The organism is Acinetobacter sp. AC1-2 (assembly GCF_016124155.1).
Classification (GTDB): Bacteria; Pseudomonadota; Gammaproteobacteria; order Pseudomonadales; family Moraxellaceae; genus Acinetobacter; species Acinetobacter calcoaceticus.
This window is the reverse complement of sequence record NZ_JABFFO010000002.1, coordinates 1-20,258: the sequence shown is the minus strand read 5'-3', so window position 1 is coordinate 20,258 and position 20,258 is coordinate 1. Positions and strand designations below refer to the sequence as shown.

General features: G+C 40.5%; 16 protein-coding genes, 1 tRNA gene and 1 pseudogene. 1 reads left to right on the top strand and 17 read right to left on the bottom strand.

Annotation, left to right across the window (positions count from 1 at the left end):
• Window positions 1–30: 30 nt before the first annotated feature.
• The 5 genes from htpG to HL290_RS10260 all read right to left on the bottom strand — a co-directional run bounded on the left by htpG (window position 31) and on the right by HL290_RS10260 (window position 5,909).
• Window positions 31–1,950, bottom strand: a complete 1,920-nt coding sequence (gene htpG, locus HL290_RS10280; RefSeq protein ID WP_198496422.1) for a molecular chaperone HtpG — start codon at window positions 1,948–1,950, stop codon at window positions 31–33.
• A 102-nt stretch (window positions 1,951–2,052) separates the two neighbouring features.
• Window positions 2,053–2,406, bottom strand: a complete 354-nt coding sequence (locus HL290_RS10275) for a lysozyme inhibitor LprI family protein (RefSeq protein WP_198496421.1) — start codon at window positions 2,404–2,406, stop codon at window positions 2,053–2,055.
• Between the two features lie 187 nt (window positions 2,407–2,593).
• On the bottom strand, window positions 2,594–3,175 hold the full coding sequence (locus tag HL290_RS10270; protein ID WP_198496420.1) for an OmpW/AlkL family protein: 582 nt from the start codon (window positions 3,173–3,175) through the stop codon (window positions 2,594–2,596).
• 329 nt (window positions 3,176–3,504) lie between these two features.
• On the bottom strand, window positions 3,505–4,929 hold the full coding sequence (locus HL290_RS10265) for a Na+/H+ antiporter family protein (protein ID WP_004640760.1): 1,425 nt from the start codon (window positions 4,927–4,929) through the stop codon (window positions 3,505–3,507).
• A 101-nt stretch (window positions 4,930–5,030) separates the two neighbouring features.
• Window positions 5,031–5,909 carry an alpha/beta fold hydrolase gene (locus tag HL290_RS10260; RefSeq protein WP_080026185.1) on the bottom strand — a complete coding sequence of 293 codons (879 nt, stop codon included), beginning with the start codon at window positions 5,907–5,909 and terminating at the stop codon, window positions 5,031–5,033.
• 117 nt (window positions 5,910–6,026) lie between these two features.
• Between HL290_RS10260 and HL290_RS10255 the strand changes: the two genes are divergently transcribed.
• On the top strand, window positions 6,027–6,512 hold the full coding sequence (locus tag HL290_RS10255) for a DUF4442 domain-containing protein (RefSeq protein ID WP_005045166.1): 486 nt from the start codon (window positions 6,027–6,029) through the stop codon (window positions 6,510–6,512).
• Between the two features lie 45 nt (window positions 6,513–6,557).
• On the opposite strand, the gene HL290_RS10250 is transcribed toward HL290_RS10255, so the two are convergent.
• The 12 genes and pseudogenes from HL290_RS10250 to HL290_RS10195 form a co-directional block, all read right to left on the bottom strand.
• A complete protein-coding gene (locus tag HL290_RS10250; RefSeq protein WP_003654509.1) occupies window positions 6,558–6,914 on the bottom strand; it encodes a hypothetical protein in 357 nt (118 codons plus the stop codon).
• Window positions 6,915–7,131: 217 nt separating this feature from the next.
• Entirely contained in the window at window positions 7,132–7,497 is a 366-nt protein-coding gene (locus HL290_RS10245) for a hypothetical protein (protein ID WP_005045169.1), read from the bottom strand.
• 170 nt (window positions 7,498–7,667) lie between these two features.
• Window positions 7,668–11,861, bottom strand: a complete 4,194-nt coding sequence (gene rpoC, locus HL290_RS10240; protein WP_003654505.1) for a DNA-directed RNA polymerase subunit beta' — start codon at window positions 11,859–11,861, stop codon at window positions 7,668–7,670.
• Between the two features lie 86 nt (window positions 11,862–11,947).
• Window positions 11,948–16,036, bottom strand: coding sequence for a DNA-directed RNA polymerase subunit beta (gene rpoB, locus HL290_RS10235; RefSeq protein WP_198496419.1), 4,089 nt, complete (start codon window positions 16,034–16,036; stop codon window positions 11,948–11,950).
• Window positions 16,037–16,341: 305 nt separating this feature from the next.
• Window positions 16,342–16,707: a 50S ribosomal protein L7/L12 gene (gene rplL, locus HL290_RS10230; RefSeq protein ID WP_005037257.1), complete on the bottom strand. Its 366-nt coding sequence runs from the start codon at window positions 16,705–16,707 to the stop codon at window positions 16,342–16,344.
• A gap of 48 nt (window positions 16,708–16,755) precedes the next feature.
• Complete coding sequence (rplJ, locus tag HL290_RS10225; RefSeq protein WP_005037259.1) at window positions 16,756–17,262, bottom strand: 50S ribosomal protein L10; 507 nt, start codon at window positions 17,260–17,262, stop codon at window positions 16,756–16,758.
• A gap of 315 nt (window positions 17,263–17,577) precedes the next feature.
• Window positions 17,578–18,273 (bottom strand): 50S ribosomal protein L1, encoded by a 696-nt coding sequence (rplA, locus tag HL290_RS10220; RefSeq protein WP_198496418.1) that lies wholly within the window; start codon window positions 18,271–18,273, stop codon window positions 17,578–17,580.
• Window positions 18,274–18,276: 3 nt separating this feature from the next.
• Window positions 18,277–18,705, bottom strand: a complete 429-nt coding sequence (gene rplK, locus HL290_RS10215) for a 50S ribosomal protein L11 (RefSeq protein WP_003654500.1) — start codon at window positions 18,703–18,705, stop codon at window positions 18,277–18,279.
• Between the two features lie 109 nt (window positions 18,706–18,814).
• Window positions 18,815–19,348 (bottom strand): transcription termination/antitermination protein NusG, encoded by a 534-nt coding sequence (gene nusG, locus HL290_RS10210; RefSeq protein ID WP_003654499.1) that lies wholly within the window; start codon window positions 19,346–19,348, stop codon window positions 18,815–18,817.
• A 7-nt stretch (window positions 19,349–19,355) separates the two neighbouring features.
• A complete protein-coding gene (gene secE, locus HL290_RS10205; RefSeq protein ID WP_004640737.1) occupies window positions 19,356–19,796 on the bottom strand; it encodes a preprotein translocase subunit SecE in 441 nt (146 codons plus the stop codon).
• Window positions 19,797–19,871: 75 nt separating this feature from the next.
• A tRNA-Trp gene (locus HL290_RS10200) sits at window positions 19,872–19,947 on the bottom strand.
• A gap of 60 nt (window positions 19,948–20,007) precedes the next feature.
• Window positions 20,008–20,258, bottom strand: a pseudogene (locus HL290_RS10195) (elongation factor Tu); the annotation flags it as partial.

Sequence of the window (20,258 nt, the reverse complement as noted above, 5' to 3'; positions counted from 1 at the left end):
GAAGGTTCAGAGGCTTTTTTTTATACTGAATTATTTCAGCAATAAGCTATTAATACGTTTTACATAAGCTGCTGGATCTTCTGGCAAACCGCCTTCAGCAATAACGGCCTGATCGAAAATCACATTTGCCAAATCATCAAAATGTTCTGAACCTTCAAGTTTTTTCACTAATGGATGTTCAGGATTAATTTCTAAAATTGGTTTGATTTCAGGAACTTCTTGCCCCGCTTGTTTTAACATGCGAATAAGTTGAGGTGATAACTCACCTTCGCTTGTTACTAAACACGCAGGAGAGTCGACCAGACGCGTAGTTACGCGTACTTCTTTGGTTTTCGTTTTCAATGAATCACTTAGCTTATCAATAACAGGTTTGAACTGTTCAGCTGCTTGCTCAAGTGCTTTTTTCTCTTCAGCATCTTGCAAGTCACCTAAATCAACCGCACCTTTAGAAACATTCTTTAATGGCGTACCTTCAAACTCTTGAACAAAGTTCATTGCCCATTCGTCAACACGCTCTGCCATTAATAAGACTTCAATGCCTTTTTTCTTGAATAACTCAAGCTGTGGCGAGTTTTTCGCCGCCGCTAAACTGTCAGCAGTCACATAATAGATGGCTTTTTGGCCCTCTTTCATACGTGCCTTATAGTCAGCGAAAGAAGTCGTCACTTCATCATTTGTTGAAGTCGCATAACGTAATAATTTTAAAATACGTTCACGGTTACCAAAGTCTTCGCCCAAGCCTTCTTTAATGACTGAGCCAAACTCACTGTAGAAGGTCTTGAATTTTTCTTGGTCTTTTTCATCTTCCGATTTAGCCAAACCATCAAGCACAGTTAATACACGGCGTGCGTTACCTTCACGAATCGTTTTTACATCACGGCTTTCTTGTAGCAACTCACGGCTTACATTGAGCGGTAAGTCAGCACTATCCACCACACCTTGAACAAAACGTAGATAATTTGGAATTAAATTATCGGCATCATCCATAATGAACACACGTTTTACATAGAGCTTAATGCCCGCTTTTGCTTCACGAGTAAAAATGTCATGTGGTGCTTTACTTGGAATATAAAGTAACTGTGTATATTCGGTACTACCTTCAACTCGGTTATGCGCCCAAGCCAATGGCGCTTCAAAGTCGTGAGTTAAATTTTTGTAGAACTCAATGTACTGCTCTTCAGTCACTTCACTCTTGTTACGTGTCCATAACGCACTTGCCGAGTTGATCGCTTCCCACTCGCCAGTTTTGACCATTTGACCGCCTTTAGACTCTTCGCCTTCAGCCGCCTCTTCCTCTTGCCAAACTTCTTTTTGCATTTCAATTGGCAAGCTAATGTGGTCAGAGTATTTATTAACGATCTGCTTAACTTTATAAGATTCTAAATAATCAAGCGCGTCATCACGCAAGTGAAGAATGATGTCAGTACCACGTGAAGCCTTATCAATTTGCTGAACTTCAAACTCGCCTGTACCACCACTAATCCAACGCACCCCTTCAGATGCATCTAGACCTGCACGGCGTGATTCCACTGTAATTTTATCGGCAACAATAAAACCTGAGTAAAAACCAACACCAAATTGACCAATCAACTGAGCATCTGCTTTTTGATCACCAGTCAATTTTGACATGAAATCTTTAGTACCCGATTTTGCAATGGTACCTAAGTTATCAATCGCTTCTTGCTGGTTTAGGCCAATACCGTTATCAGAAATCGTTAAAGTTTTATCTTCTTTATTTAAAATGACTCGTACATGTAAATCTGGATCATTTTCATAATATTCAGGATGATTAATTCCTTCAAAGCGCAACTTATCACATGCATCTGATGCATTAGAGATAAGCTCGCGTAAGAAAATCTCAGGGTTAGAATAGAGAGAATGCGTCACTAAATGTAAAAGCTGTGCAACTTCCGCTTGGAAACTATAATTTTGTGATGCTTGTTCACTCATAAATCACTCCTTAAATTTTGAAGTCTGTTTGTTCTCGAATGCTTTATGAATGGAGTACTTCTAGAATTTTTCAATCCTGAATATTAAAAATTTTTACTCTAATTAAAATGGACCATGGCTTAGTACTCTATTTTGCAATATTGTATCTAACTGCTTTTGACGTTGTTGATAAGCTTTAGCAATACAACTTACACCAGCAGCACAAGCATTTCTTTTTTTCAGCCATTGCTGCTGAGCATCTTTTTGGTTGTCCCGCCCGCCCATTGGTAAAGCATGCAGAACAATTTGATAAGTCGTTGCCATTTTTACATCTGCATCATTTAAAGAACGATTTTTACAAATACTCTTTTCCGTTTTAGTTTTTGCAGCATCACACGAGAAACTTGCAGCTTGCAAACTCTGTGTAAAAGCAATACCACTAAAAAGAGCCAAACATATCGCTAATTTGTTATTCATGATTTTATTCCCATGTTTGTAATGAATAAAAATTAGTTTAGAAAAAAATATGCATAAGATGTGTAGAAAACTGTCTGTTTTATGCTTTTTTTAGTGCAAGTAAAACTCATAAAAAAACCTCACATAAAATATATGTGAGGTGCCTGAGTCTAGGTTTATTATTATATTGTTCTATTTATTATTATGCTTAAAATTTATAGCTATAACCTAAAGTGTAAACAAACGGATTAATATCTAAATCAAACTTAGCACCATTTGTTAAAGTAACTTCCGGACTAATATCCATATAACGAACATCTACAAATACTCCCCAGTTTTTAGCATCAGCAGGCTGAAAATTAAAACCAACTTGCCCTGCTACACCAAAATCTTCTTTAACTTTGTCAGCAACCCCTTCTTCATCCCAAGGAATAAATGCGGTTGCACCAACACCTATATATGGTGTGAAACGTGTCGAGTTTTTAAAATGATACTTTGCTGTAATTGTCGGTGGTAACTGTTTAATACGCGCTACCTTGTTTCCATCTAACAAAACATCATGATTAATAGGTGTTGCTAATAATAACTCTGCCGAAAATGGAGATTGACCAAAAAAGTATTCTACTGATGGCGTAAATGCATATTCATTATCTGCTTTTACCACACCCAAAGGAGTTGTTGTGTCTTCTGATGGAGCAATAACACTCCCACCAAATTTAACTTGCCAGTTACCAGCAAAAGTAAAAGAAGACATCCCCATTAATGCAACAACCAAAGCTTTTTTGAACACTTTAATATCTCCAAACTTATTTATATTTATAATAAACATGTATTTTAAAATCATGCAATACTCATTATAAAATTATTTTATCGTTTATTTTTAAATAACTGTTTTAAATAAAATTATATATTAACCAACTATTTTAATTGGTTTTAAATCCAACCTTATTAATCAAGATTATTTTACATTACCAACCATTTTAATATACTTTTTAATTCTGAGTATTTTAATATAATTTATTTTAAATACATCTTTTATTTATTTAATAAAAAACCTTCTTAATTTAAATCTAAAGATCATCATTAAGAAGGTTAATCATTCAATATTTTATAAAAAACTTATAAAACCATTGCAGCAATCCAGCCAAAAATTAATAGCGGAATATTAAAATGAATAAATGTAGGTACAACCGTATCCCAAATATGATCATGTTGCCCATCTACACCTAAACCAGCTGTTGGTCCTAAGGTTGAATCAGAAGCTGGTGAACCTGCATCACCTAATGCTGCTGCCGTCCCAATAAGGGCAATAGTCGCTAATGGTGAAAATCCAAACTGTACGCATAAAGGTACATAAATGACAGCAAGTACAGGTACACTTGAGAAAGATGAACCAATACCAATTGTGACAAATAAACCAATGCATAGCATTAAAAAAGCCGCAAGTGCACGATTATCTCCAATAATATCGACTACACCGTTCACTAGCTGATTAATATCTCCCGTATGGGTCATCACTGATGCGAAGCCCGCAGCGGAAATCATAATGAAACCCACTAGGGCCATCATCCGCATGCCTTGTACAAAGACATCATCTGCATCTTGCCACTTAAAAATTCCAGCAGTAGATAAAACAGCAAAACCGACTAAACCGCCCAAAATCATTGAACCGGAATAGAGCTGTGCAGCGAGTGTCAGACCGATTGCAAGGAGTGCCATAAAAATGGTTTTCTTCGCAATCACTGGTGCCTGCTCTGCCTCATGCTTTAACTCTTCAGCATCTGCTTTTAAGTCAGCTGTTTCGACTTGAGTAGTTGCACGAAGAGGCTTATCTAAATCAATCGTTGTGGTTGGCGTAATAGCGCGATCGGCATAAATCCTTGGTTTCCGGTAGCTAATAAATACAGCAACCAAAGTACCTAAAACCATTCCTAAAACTGGAATGGCCATGCCAATTGACATCATCCCACGCTCTACATGCAAGCCGTACGCCGCACCGACCTTGTTGATATTTCCCATCAAAATTTGTTCAAGGAAAATTGCACCAAACCCAACTGGAAGGAAAATATAAGTTCCGACTAAACCTAGCGTAAGCACACAGGCTGCTGCTCTACGGTCTAACTTTAAATGGTTCATTACCCGTAATAATGGCGGAACGAGTACAGGAATAAAGGCAATATGAACCGGAATAAGGTTCTGAGAGAAAATAGCTGAAATAAGTAAAATACCTAATAGTAGATATTTCACTTTAGTTTGACGGCTTTTTCCCGCTTCCATTCCCAACAAACCAATAAGTTTATGAGCAAGTAAATCAGGTAAACCAGATTTTGAAAGTGCTAGAGCGAATGCTCCTAGCACTGCATAGGCAAGTGCGACTTCAGCACCATCACCAAGACCAGCGTTAAAGGCATCAACGGTTTGAGAAAGGCTTAAACCTGCTACGAGGCCGCCTACAATGGCAGAAACCACTAAAGTCAGTACGACAGAAACGCGTGCCAGTGATAATAAAAACATCACTGCAATCGCAATAACGACAGCATTCATGAATAAATTCAGAGCAAAACAAAAGGCGATATTCTATCAGATTCAGATCTATGAAGCCGAAAATATCGCCGAATTAACTGTTTTATGCAGTCACTCAATCATTAAGCTTGAGCCTTAATAAACTGACGAATATGATCTGCAATTTTCGCAGGCTCACTCAGAATTGCCCAGTGATTTGCTTCAAGCTCTACATATTCAAATTTTTCTACCCACTTTGGCATAGCCTCAGTGATATATTCAGGGCTCACAAAAGTATCATATTTTAAAATAACCGCTTTAACTGGACATTGCGCATAACGTTGACGTGGGCCAGTTAAACGAGGAATAAAATTGGCACGATATAAATTAATGCCATATTTACCATCAGCATTAATATTATTATTTAAAGGTAAATTACTTTTCCTCTCCAACTGAGTCAGAACTTTCCCCCATTTTTCAGGGCTAAAAAGAGACCACACTGTTGGCGCTAGTAATGGAAGATGGAATGCACCGATATACCATGATTTAGTTAATATTTTTAAAACATGGCTTGGTGCAGATTTAAATTTGTCACGTAAGAATAAAGCTGCATGATCAAGACATGGCCCAGAAATTGTTGTATATGACAATAAACGCCCTTTAAATTTAGGCTCTGTTGCCGACTCCCAAGATTGGATCGAACCCCAATCGTGTGCAGCCATATGAAATTGACGATTTGGTAATAATTCATCAACGACTTCTTGTAAGTCTAGAGATAAACGCTCTAAACGGTAATCACGAATACGTTTTGGTATAGATGACAAACCCGCTCCACGTACATCATAGGTGACAATGTAGAAGTCATTGATTAAATGTTCAATGATTGATTCCCATACTTCTTGATTGTCAGGATAACCATGTACTAAAACCAACGGTGTATTTTTTTCGTCGCCCCATGTCTTGGCACAAAGCGTTTGTTGGTCACTTGTTGTTACTGTATGAACTTTTGGCTGCATAATCATTTCCTATCTTGTTTTTCAATCGATCATGTCGTTAGTCGGATAGAGCATTGCCATCAATATAAAAAAGATGATACTTATCTAGTATGAATACTGTTTCAATAAAAAAAATTGACTATTATGGCTATTTTAAGAAGACTTCAGAACAATCCTACGATTTCAAAATTTCTATTTAATCACTACCCTCCTTATCGAGGAGCAGGGATTTATATTGAAATCATGAATTTAGAACTTTGTCATGTACGAGTAAAAATGCCTCTGACTTGGAAAAACCAAAATTTGGTTGGAACGCATTTCGGGGGCAGTATTTATTCAATGGTTGATCCATTTTATATGATGATTCTGCTGCATCATCTCGGATCAAAATATATTGTTTGGGATAAAGCTGCTGAAATTAATTTTCTTTCCCCTGGTCGAAGCACTGTGCATGCAGATATTCGAGTCGACTTGGCTGAAATTGAGCAAATTCGTGAACTTGCCGACAACTTCGAACCTGTTTTAAGAACCTATCATTTAAACATTTTTGATGAAACTGGAGTAAGAATTGCTGAAGTTCAAAAAACGCTTTATATCAGACGTAAAAAAGCAAAACCCTTTCAACAATAAAAATAAGCGCTGAATAAGCGCTTATTTTATTAATTTGCTAAATTTTTATTTTTTCTCTTCAATCGCTGCACCAGCACCACCACCAATCGCACCGCCAATTGCAGCACCAGAGTCACCACCCAATATTGCTTTACCTACCACAGAACCGATACCCGCTCCGATCGCACTCTTAGTCGTGGTTTGCTTACTACCGCCTTGGGTATTTGAACCAACACCAGCACCTACTGCTGCGCCTAAGCCTGCACCCACACCACCGCCTACATGGTTACCTAAACCACCACCTAGTGCACCACCTGCTGCTGCTGCACCAATACGCTGGTCAGATGGACTCATATTTTGACAACCTGTAAACATAAGCGTAGACAGCATCACAGCAGAAACTAATCCAATTGTTTTTTTCATGACCATACTCACTATTATCTGTTCTAATAAAAAGCATAATCCTCTTTTATGAGGAATTTGATCAGATTGTGTTATTCGTCTGTCCTAATCGATTGATATTTTGTAAAGCTCTTCCTTTTATACCTACTCATTGAAATTTTAATTATAAAAAAGGCATAAAAAAGAAGTCTCTAATAAGATAAAGACTTCTAAGGTTTAAACATTATTAAGGGTACTTTTAGTACTTCCCTTTCTTCTCTTCATAGGCTGCGCCTGCACTACCACCTAGTGCTCCACCTGCAGCAGCACCAGTGTCGCCACCAATTACTGCTCCACCTAATACCGCACCGACACCAGCACCAATTGCGCTATTACGAACGGTTTTACTACTAGACCCTTTTGCATTAGCTGCAACACCTGCACCGAGTGCCGCTCCTAAACCTGCACCAATATTACCGCCCACATGTTTACCGACGGCACCACCTGCACCACCACCAATCGCAGCTGAACCAATACGTTTACTTTCTGGGCTTGCATTCTGGCAACCAACAAATAAAGTTGTTGACATCAACCCAACACTAACAATCATCATCATTTTTTTCATTAGATTTACTCCAGTCTTCATAAGCAGGTAGCCTAATATGTTTTTGTGGAGGGTTTATCCCGCTTAAGTAATAAAATAATGGCTCTTCAATATGTTTTTGTAATTACCACTTTTAATTGTTATAAATAAAAAAGGCACCCTTAGGTGCCTTTTTTAGTGCCAGTCCAAACTTAGAATTGTTCTGAGTTTAATGCTTGGCTGAATGCTTGGTCTACTTCGCTGAAGTCATTGTGAAGCTCATGTTCAGCAGCTTCTGCTTCTTGACGACGACGTTCTAGGTGATATGCAAGACCAGTACCAGCTGGAATCAAGCGACCCACTACAACGTTTTCTTTCAAGCCACGTAAATCATCTTCTTTACCTGTTACAGCCGCTTCAGTTAACACACGAGTTGTTTCCTGGAACGATGCAGCAGAGATGAACGAGTCAGTAGAAAGCGATGCTTTAGTGATACCCATCAATAGACGTTCGAACTTCGCAGGGAACTTGTTCTGAGCCAAGACAGCTTGGTTCTCTTGTACCATGCGGATGTAATCCACTTGCTCGCCTTTGATGAAGCTTGTATCGCCACCATCGGTGATATCAACTTTACGCAACATTTGACGTACGATAACTTCAATATGTTTGTCGTTGATTTTTACACCTTGGAGACGGTATACGTCTTGAACTTCGTTCACGATGTAGTTAGTTAATGCAACTTCGCCTTTCAAACGTAAGATGTCATGCGGGTTTTGTGGACCATCAGAAACAGTTTCACCACGGTTCACATGCTCGCCTTCAAACACGTTGATTTGACGCCATTTTGGAATCAACTCTTCGTAGATCTCAGAACCATCATCAGGGCTAATTACCAAACGGTTTTTACCCTTAGTCTCTTTACCGAAGCTTACAACACCTGAAACTTCAGCAAGAATTGCATGTTCTTTCGGCTTACGTGCTTCGAACAAGTCAGCTACACGCGGAAGACCACCGGTAATATCACGAGTACGTGATGTTTCTTGTGGTACACGACCAATAACGTCACCCACACCAATCGTTTCGCCATCGCGAACAGTTACGATTGTGTTTTGTGGCAAGAAGTAGAACTGTTCGCCGCCATCTGTTGTATCCAACACGATTGCAGGACGTAAATCTTTACCAGAAGCAGGACGAGCTGTTACAGGCAAGATTTCAACGGTAGTCATACCAGTTGCATCATCAGTTTTTGATGTTGCAGTTACACCATCAGCGATTTGGCTGAAACGTGCTTTACCAGCAACTTCTGTAACAAGTGGATGCGTATGCGGATCCCAAGTCGCCACAATACCGCCAGCTTCTACAGATTCACCATCTTTCAACAAGATGCTTGCACCGTAAGGAAGTTTATAGCGCTCGCGTTCACGACCTAAATCATCGGCAATACCAATTTCACCTGAACGAGAAACTGAAACCAAGTGACCTTTTGCATGTTGTACAGTTTTCACGTTATGGAAACGTACAGTACCTTTGTTACGTACTTGAACACTGTTTGCAGCAGAAGTTCGGCTCGCAGCACCACCAACGTGGAACGTACGCATCGTTAACTGTGTACCTGGTTCACCAATAGACTGTGCTGCCATTACACCTACTGATTCACCTGGGTTAACCAAGTGACCACGTGCAAGGTCACGGCCATAACATCTAGCACATACACCAAAAGCAGATTCACAAGCAATTACTGAACGTACTTTGACTTCATCCACACCCGCTTCTTCAAGATGAGCTGCGATTTTTTCGTCAATTAACGTACCGCGAGGTAATACAACTTCATCATCAGACGCACGACGTACATCTTCAGCAGTTACACGACCTAATACACGGTCACGTAATGGCTCGATAACATCGCCACCTTGAATGAATGGAGTCATCACTAAACCACCCGCTGTACCACAGTCAGGCTCAGTAATTACCAAATCTTGTGCTACGTCTACAAGACGACGTGTCAAGTAACCAGAGTTCGCAGTTTTTAATGCTGTATCGGCCAAACCTTTACGCGCACCGTGTGTTGAAATGAAGTACTGAAGTACTGTCAAACCTTCACGGAAGTTCGCTTTAATCGGCGTTTCGATAATCGAACCGTCTGGTTTTGCCATCAAGCCACGCATACCAGCAAGCTGACGAATCTGTGCCGCACTACCACGGGCACCAGAGTCAGACATCATATAGATGCTGTTGAATGATTTTTGCTTCTCGTCTTCACCTTGTTTGTTTTTCACAACGGTATAAGACAAGTTATCCATCATTGCTTTAGCAACTTGGTCGTTTGTACGCGCCCAGATATCGACAACTTTGTTATAACGCTCACCAGCAGTTACGAAACCTTGTTCGAACTGTTGTTCGATTTCACGAACTTCTGTTTCTGCTTTATCAATAATTGTGTGCTTAGTAGGTGGAATTAACATGTCTTCCATACCTACAGATACACCTGAACGAGTCGCTTGACGGAAGCCCAAGTACATTAATTGGTCAGCAAAGATAACTGTATCTTTCAAACCAAGTTTACGGTAACAAGAGTTGATTAACTTTGAGATATTCTTTTTAGTCATCTCAAGGTTGATCATGTCAAAGCTTAAGCCTTGTGGAACAACTTCCCAAAGCAAACAGCGACCTGGTGTTGTCTCAACAATAATAGTTCCGTGTTCACGTTCACCATCTTCATTGATAACAGTTTGATGCACACGTACTTTAACACGAGCATGAATCGCAACCTGACCAGTTGCAAGTGCACGGTTTACTTCGTGAGTATCAGCAAACACCATGCCTTCGCCTTTAGCATTTATCGCATCACGTGTGATGTAATAAAGACCCAAGACAACGTCCTGAGAAGGAACGATGATCGGCTCACCATTTGCTGGTGACAAGATGTTGTTTGTTGACATCATCAATGCACGAGCTTCTAACTGTGCTTCAAGTGTCAATGGAACGTGTACCGCCATTTGGTCACCGTCGAAGTCGGCGTTAAACGCAGCACAAACGAGTGGGTGAAGACGGATTGCCTTACCTTCAATAAGAATAGGTTCAAATGCTTGAAGACCTAAACGGTGAAGTGTTGGCGCACGGTTCAACATTACTGGATGTTGACGAATTACAGAAGCAAGAACGTCCCAAACTTCTGGGGTCTCACGCTCAACCATTTTCTTCGCAGCTTTAATGGTTGTTGCCTGACCTGAAGCTTGTAGTTTCGCGAAAATGAATGGCTTGAATAATTCAAGTGCCATTTTCTTCGGAAGACCACATTGGTGAAGGCGTAAAGTAGGACCTACAGTAATTACCGAACGACCAGAATAGTCAACACGCTTACCAAGTAAGTTCTGACGGAAACGACCTTGTTTACCTTTGATCATATCTGCCAAAGATTTTAACGGACGTTTGTTAGAACCAGTAATTGCACGACCACGACGACCGTTATCAAGCAATGCATCTACAGACTCTTGTAACATACGTTTTTCGTTACGTACGATAATGTCTGGTGCTGCAAGATCAAGAAGACGCTTCAAACGGTTGTTACGGTTAATGACACGACGATATAAATCGTTCAAGTCAGAAGTCGCGAAACGACCACCTTCAAGTGGAACTAATGGACGTAAATCAGGTGGAAGTACCGGAAGTACATTCATCACCATCCATTCTGGCTTATTGTTTGAATCGTTGAATGCTTCCATCAATTTCAAGCGTTTAGACGCTTTTTTCAACTTCGTTTCAGAAGTTGTTTGAGGAATTTCTTCACGTAAACGTGCGATTTCAGCTTCAAGATCGATATCTTTTAATAAGTCCTGAATCGCTTCTGCACCCATTTTCGCAGTGAATTCATCACCGTGCTCTTCAAGTGCATTGAAGTATTCTTCGTCTGTTAAAAGTTGATACTTTTCAAACGGAGTCATACCTGGGTCAGTTACAACGTATGATTCGAAATACAATACACGTTCGATATCACGAAGTGTCATATCAAGTAATAAACCGATACGAGATGGTAACGATTTTAAGAACCAGATATGTGCAACTGGAGAAGCGAGTTCAATGTGACCCATACGTTCACGACGAACTTTCGCTGTAGTTACTTCAACGCCACATTTTTCACAAATGACGCCTTTGTATTTCATACGCTTGTATTTACCACACAAGCATTCGTAATCTTTTACTGGACCAAAAATTTTGGCACAGAACAAACCGTCACGTTCTGGTTTGAAAGTACGGTAGTTAATTGTCTCAGGTTTTTTAACTTCACCATGAGACCATGACTTAATCATTTCTGGTGACGCAAGACCAATACGGATACGGTCAAACTCAATTGGTGCATGACCATCTGAGTCCGTTTTCTTACGCATGATATCGAGCAAGTCTTTCAATTTTTTTCTCCGTGTGTCGGGAAGCAACGCTTACCCGACTGGGTCACAAATATTGTTTTTTCCTAAAAAATCGTGAGTCTTACGACTTAGTCACCATTTTTCAGTTCAATGTTGATACCTAAAGAACGGATCTCTTTGGTCAATACGTTGAACGATTCAGGCATACCCGGATCCATATAATGGTTACCATCTACAATATTCTTATAGATGCGTGTACGACCTTCAACGTCATCCGACTTAACAGTTAACATCTCTTGAAGTGTATATGCTGCGCCGTAAGCTTCGAGTGCCCAGACCTCCATCTCACCGAAACGCTGACCACCGAACTGTGCTTTACCACCAAGCGGTTGCTGTGTAACAAGTGAGTAAGAACCAGTTGAACGCGCATGCATTTTGTCATCAACCAAGTGGTTCAATTTGAGCATGTACATGTAACCTACAGTTACAGGACGATCAAACTGTTCACCCGTACGACCATCAAACAATACTGTTTGACCAGTACGCGAAATATCAGCTAATTCAAGTAAGTCTTTAATTTGACTTTCTTCAGCACCATCAAATACAGGAGTAGCTAAAGGCACACCAGCACGTAAGTTGCCTGAAAGTGCTAAGACTTCAGCATCAGTTAAGCTATCAAGATCTTCTTGCTCGCCGCCGACTTTGTTATAAATCTTGTCTAAGAATTCGCGAAGTTCTAAAACTGTGCGCTGTTCTTTCAACATTTTTTCGATTTTATCACCAAGCCCTTTAGCTGCCATACCCAAGTGAGTCTCAAGAATCTGACCCACGTTCATACGAGATGGTACACCCAATGGGTTCAATACGATATCTACCGGCACACCGTTAGCATCGTGTGGCATGTCTTCAACAGGTAAAATGTTAGATACAACACCTTTGTTACCGTGACGACCAGCCATTTTATCACCAGGCTGAATACGACGTTTAACTGCCAGGTAAACTTTAACAACTTTCAGAACACCAGTTGTTAACTCATCACCAGTCGAAAGCTTACGTTTCTTCTCTGCAAACTTCTCATCAATTTCTGCGCTCTTCTCTTTCAAGAACACTTGAATTTGAGATAAACGTTCAGCAATTGCTTCGTCTGTAGGTTGGATTTCAAGTAAGTCAACAAGTTCTAAACCAGACAACATATCTTCAACGAGCTTGTCGCCACGTTTAGTCGAACCACCACCGTTAGACTCTTGACCATTAAGCAAACGAATTACACGCTCACGAGCTGCTTCTTCAAAGATCTTGTATTCTTCTTTCAAGTCTTTACGGTAAGCGTCAAGCTGTGCTTTTTCAATTGCCATCGCACGGTCATCTTTCTCTAAGCCATCACGAGTGAAGACTTGAACATCGATAACTGTACCTTTAGTACCAGATGGAACACGTAAAGATGAGTCTTTAACGTCAGCTGCTTTCTCACCAAAGATTGCACGAAGCAATTTTTCTTCAGGAGTTAACTGAGTTTCACCTTTAGGCGTTACTTTACCAACAAGGATGTCACCAGCAGTAACTTCCGCACCGATATAAACGATACCCGATTCATCAAGTTTAGAAAGTGCAGCTTCACCTACGTTAGGAATATCGGCAGTAATTTCTTCTGCACCTAACTTAGTATCACGCGCTACACATGATAATTCTTGAATATGAATAGAAGTTAAACGGTCTTCTTGAAGTACACGCTCAGATAATAAGATCGAGTCTTCGTAGTTGTAACCATTCCACGTCATGAACGCTACACGCATGTTTTGACCAAGCGCAAGCTCACCCATATCTGTTGACGGACCGTCTGCCAGAATGTCACCGCGAGCAACTTTGTCGCCTAAATTCACGATAATATTTTGGTTGATACAAGTGTTTTGGTTAGAACGTGTATATTTAATGAGGTTGTAAATATCTACACCAGCCTCACCTGCAATCATTTCATCTTCGTTTACACGAATAACGATACGAGAAGCATCTACATATTCAATCGCACCACCACGGTTTGCGATCACACATACGCCTGAGTCACGTGCAACGTTCGCTTCCATACCTGTACCTACAAGCGGTTTATCCGCACGTAGAGTAGGAACCGCCTGACGTTGCATGTTTGAACCCATCAATGCACGGTTCGCGTCATCGTGTTCAAGGAATGGAATAAGTGATGCAGCTACAGATACAACCTGCTGTGCAGATACATCCATATGCGTCACTTTTTCAGGTGGCATACGTACAAAGTCACCTTGGTGACGAACAGAAACAAAATCTTCTGTTAAGTTACCATCTTTATCTATCGCAGAATCGGCCTGTGCAATAACAGTACCTACTTCTTCAATAGCAGAAAGGTATTCAACAGCATCAGTTACTCGGCCATCTACCACTTTACGGTAAGGTGTTTCCAAGAAACCAAAATCATTCGCTTTTGCATAAACAGAAAGCGAGTTGATCAAACCAATGTTTGGACCTTCCGGCGTTTCAATTGGACATACACGACCATAGTGAGTTTGATGTACGTCACGTACTTCAAAGCCCGCACGTTCACGCGTTAAACCACCAGGCCCAAGCGCTGAAACACGACGTTTATGTGTAATCTCAGATAATGGGTTGTTTTGATCCATAAACTGAGACAATTGGCTTGAACCAAAGAATTCTTTGATTGCAGCTGCAACTGGTTTTGCGTTAATGAGATCTTGCGGAGATAAATTATCTGTTTCTGCTTGGCTTAAACGCTCTTTAACAGCACGTTCAACACGAACCAAACCAACACGGAATTGGTTTTCAGTCATTTCACCAACAGAACGTACACGACGGTTACCCAAGTGATCGATATCATCGACTTCACCTTTACCGTTACGGATTTCAACTAATGTACGTAATACATCGATGATATCTTCGTGCGATAAAATACCTTCTACTTCACGTGACTTCTGGTCAGTACCAACTTCGTATGGGCGACCCAAACGACGGTTGAATTTCATACGACCTACTGGAGATAAGTCATAACGTTCAGAAGAGAAGAATAAGTTATTAAATAAGTTTTCAGCAGCTTCTTTTGTTGGTGGCTCGCCTGGACGCATTACTTTATAGATTTCAACTAATGCTTCTTCACGACCAGATGTTGTGTCAGCACGTAATGAGTCAGCAACAAATGAACCACGGTCAATATCGTTCGTAAATAAGATATTGAACTGTTTAACACCGCCTTCTGCCAGTTTCACCATAACTTCATGGCTTAACAATGTATTTGCAGCAATCACATCACCATTACGTAAAGTAATATCTTCGGCAGTGATACGCTCATACAAGTACTCATCAGGAACTGATAGCTTAGCTAAACCAGAAGCTTCCATTTGACGTACGTGACGTGCATTAATACGTTTACCTTGCTCAACAATGATTTTGCCATCATTGTCTGCAATATCAAATTGCGCCATTTCGCCACGCAGACGATCTGGAACGAGGTCAATTTGATAGCTACCCATATCAAGATATACAGGCACTTTTTCATAGAACAAATTCAAAATTTGTTCATTGTTATAACCCAATGCACGCAACACAACAGTTGCTAATAATTTACGACGACGGTCAATACGTACATAAACTAAATCTTTTGCATCAAATTCGAAATCTAACCATGAACCACGGTAAGGAATAATACGTGCAGAATAAAGTACTTTACCACTTGAATGTGTTTTGCCTTTATCGTGATCAAAGAACACACCAGGTGAACGGTGTAATTGAGATACGATTACACGCTCAGTACCATTGATCACAAAGGTACCATTGTCTGTCATGAGTGGCATTTCACCCATGTAGACTTCTTGTTCACGTACGTCTTTAATAGATTTAGTTTCGCGATCTTTAATAATCAAACGAATTTTTACGCGCATTGGTGCCGCATAAGTCGAACCACGTAAAATACATTCACGCACATCAAACTCAGGCTTACCAAGGCTATACTCAACAAATTCTAAAGCAGCATTGCCAGAATAACTTTCTATAGGGAAAACTGAACGAAATGCGGCTTGGAGACCGATATCTTCGCGGTTTTTTGGAGATTTGCCACCTTGCAAGAACGTTCTATACGAATCGACCTGGATCGAAAGTAAGTACGGTGCTTCCATTACTTGGGGCAATTTACCAAAATTCTTACGGATCCGTTTCTTTTCGGTATATGAGTATGCCATCTGGAGTCCTCGGAAAGTAAACCAAGCCCGCCTGCAGAACGGGCTCAGAAGGAATTACACAGGCCGATATGGCCACCACTGTTTACAAATGCTGCAATTTTTAGTGGTATTAAAACGCTTAACAATATTTTTTAAAAAGAAAAATATTGGTAAACATTTGAAATTACTCTGATTATTCTAAAACACGACAATTATTGTACAGAACAAACAAAAATCGAGCCGATTATTGTAACGCAAAAAGGCTGATGACCCAAGAGCCATCAGCCATTTTATGGAGCCGATTTAAAAACCGACTCCTTTTACAATTACTTAAGTGTAACTGTAGCACCAGCTTCTTCAAGTTTCTTCTTAAGTTCTTCGCCTTCTTCTTTAGAAACGCCTTCTTTAAGAACTTGAGGAGCACCTTCAACTAGGTCTTTAGCTTCTTTAAGACCAAGGCCAGTTGCTTCACGAACTGCTTTAATTACAGCTACTTTGTTAGCACCAAAAGAAGTCAACTCAACGTTGAATTCAGATTGTTCTTCAGCAGCAGCAGCAGCAGGAGCAGCAGCTACAGCTACAGCAGCAGCAGATACGTTGAATTTTTCTTCAAAAGCAGAAATAAGTTCAACAAGTTCAAGAACAGTTTTTTCAGCAACTGCGTTTAGGATTTCTTCGTTTGTTAAAGCCATGAGATTAACTCCAAATGGGTATTGAATGGTGTGGAAGTAGATTTAAGCTTAAGCAGCTTCTGACTCGTTTTTCTCTTGAAGCGCTGTAAGTAAGCGACCCAATTTCGAAATAGGAGCTTGAAGAACAGATGCGAGCATAGTAAGCGCTTTTTCTTGGTTTGGAAGGTTTGCGATAACGCTAACTTCAGCACCTTGATAAAGTTTGCCGTCAAATGCAGCAGCTTTTAATTCAAATGCTTTGTTAGTTTTAGCAAATTCTTCAAACAAGCGTGCAGCTGCACCCATATCGTCTTCAGAAGTTGAGAATGCTAAGATTGTTGGGCCAACAAGGTTGTCATTCAAGATTGCAAATTGCGTATCTTGAAGAGCACGTTTAGCCAAAGTATTACGTACAACACGTGTAGCAACACCTAGTTTACGAGCTTCAACACGAAGAGCAGTTAATTGCTCAACAGTTAAACCTTGATAGTCAGCAACAACGGCAGCGAACGCTGTAGAAGCAGTTTGAGCCACTTCAGCAACGATCTGTTTTTTGCTTTCAATAAGAAGAGCCATTGTAAAACCTCCTAACGGTGATTTATGTACTCAAAAAAGTACACTCCCAATTCGCAAGTCAACAAAGATTTGACTTACACGCGGAGGAGGAATAAATCACACCACCGCGTCTACGCAGGCTGGGCTATTAAGAAGATATTCAAAAGAAGTCTCTTCGCCTGTGGTCTTTGACGCTGATAAATTTACATTTATCAATTCAAAGTCCGCCTGATGAGTGAGGAAACAAAGCATTACTTTGAATGAGTATAAAAAATCTATGATTTTTTATACTCTGCCCTCAATCAGGACTTTAAAATTCTTGACTAAGTTTTAAACTTAGTTAGAAACGTTGCTTACATCAACAGTAAGACCAGGACCCATAGTTGAGCTCAAAGTGATCTTTTTGATGTAAACACCTTTAGAAGTTGCAGGTTTTAACTTTTTCAAGTCAGCAACTAAGGTTTCAACGTTTTGACGGATAGCAGCAGCCTCAAAGCCTAACTGACCGATCGCAGCATGGATAATACCCGCTTTGTCTACACGGTAACGAGCCTGACCAGATTTAGCGTTTTTAACAGCATTCGCTACATCAGGAGTTACAGTACCAACTTTAGGGTTTGGCATTAAACCACGTGGACCAAGAATTGTACCGAGCTTACCAACAACACGCATAGCGTCAGGAGCAGCGATTACAACATCAAAGTTAAGGTTTCCACCTTGGATGCTTTCTGCAAGGTCATCAAAACCTACGATGTCCGCACCAGCTTCTTTAGCAGCTTCTGCTTGCGCGCCTTGAGCAAATACCGCTACACGTACAGTTTTACCAGTACCAGCAGGTAATGTAGTCGCACCACGAACAACCTGATCAGATTTACGCGGATCTACACCAAGGTTTACAGCTACATCTAAAGATTCTTTGAACTTCGCAGCAGGTAAGCTGTTAAGAACTTGAACCGCTTCTTCCAAAGTGTAAACTTTGTTTGCTTCAACAGCAGCAGCAATGGCTTTTTGACGTTTAGTTAACTTTGCCATGTCTTATAGCTCCACTTCCAAGCCCATAGAACGTGCAGAACCAGCGATGGTACGTACACGTGCGTCTAAATCAGCACCAGTTAAATCTGGTTCTTTAGTAGTCGCAATTTCTTCTAACTGAGCACGAGTCAACTTACCAACTTTAGTTTTGTTTGGTACAGGTGAACCTTTTTGGATACCAGCAGCTTTCTTAAGAAGAATAGAAGCTGGTGGAGTTTTCATGATGAATGTGAACGACTTGTCGTTATACACAGTAATCACTACAGGAATTGGAAGACCTTGTTCAACTTTTTGTGTAGCAGCATTGAATTCTTTACAGAATGCCATGATGTTTACACCACGTTGACCTAATGCAGGACCAATTGGTGGAGATGGATTTGCTTTACCAGCTGGAACTTGCAGCTTGATATAGCCGTCAATCTTCTTAGCCATTTTAAAATACCTCTGGGTACAAACGCCGCTAGGCTCCCCAATGTTTACGCTACACTTTTATTACAACAACAATGCCCGATAAAATCGGGCGTTTTTCAACCAATTAAGATTAAATCGTTTTTTCGACTTGGCGAAACTCGAGTTCAACCTGAGTTGGTCGATTAAATACGTTAATCGTCAACGTTAAACGTGACTTCTCATATTGAACTTCTTCCACAACACCTTTAAAGTCTGTGAATGGACCGTCAATAACAAGTAATTCTTCGCCTGGCTCAAACATCGTCTTAGGACGTGGTGCTTCACCTGTATTACGTACACGCGCAAGAATCGCATCCGCTTCACGCTGAGTGATTGGTGCTGGTTTTTCAGGTGTACCACCGATAAAACCTAGAACCTTTGGACATTCTTTAACGATATGCCAAGTATCATCATTCATTTCCATTTCGACTAACACATAGCCAGGAAAGAATTTGCGCTCAGATTTACGTTTCTTACCATCCTTCATTTCTACCACTTCTTCGGTAGGAACAAGGACATCACCAAAGCTATCAGCAACAGCGCTACGCTGGATTCGTTCTGTAAGTGAACGTAACACTTGTTTTTCATAGCCAGAGTAGGCATGAATAATGTACCAACGTTTCATAGCTCTTTTACCCGATAATCAACTTAATTAACCAACCCAAACCATAGTCAAAGCACCATAAAACCAATGATGCAACAACTACAACCAATAGAACCTGCCACGATGTGGTGACTGTTTCTTGTTTTGTTGGCCAAGTTACTCGACGCAATTCGACTCGTGCATCTTTTAGCAAACGAACGAAGCCTTTACCTTGATGGGTGGCGTATAATAAACCTAAAGCCACAACGATACAAGCAAAAATTGCCCCAACGCGCACCCAAATATTGTTTGCAGGTGCCCAATGCGCTGGTAAATACTGATTCGCCATAACAGCTAAAACCAATAATGCAATCGCAATCACCCATAGAACAATATCTAGAGGCGAACCAGAACGAACAACTTCAGCAGAATTATTTCTTTGAGGAATTGGCGCGTCGCTCAATGCGTCACGCGATTTATCATTCGACATTTTTGTACTCGTCGTAGAACTCGCGACTTATTATATGAACAACTAAGCCAGCATCAAGCTTTTTATTTGAAAATATGGCAGGCCAGGAGGGACTCGAACCCCCAACATTCGGTTTTGGAGACCGACGCTCTACCAATTGAACTACTGACCTATAATGCAAGTTGAGAGCCAAAGCCCTCAACCTGAGACGAAATCCGTCACTATATTATGCTTATGCAGTTACTTTCGCAACAACACCAGCACCTACAGTACGACCACCTTCACGGATCGCAAAACGTAGACCTGGGTCCATTGCGATTGGGTGGATTAATTCTACTGACATTTCAACGTTGTCACCTGGCATAACCATTTCAACGCCGTCTTGTAATTGGATTGCGCCAGTTACGTCAGTTGTACGGAAGTAGAACTGTGGACGGTAGCCGTTAAGGAATGGAGTATGACGACCACCTTCTTCTTTAGAAA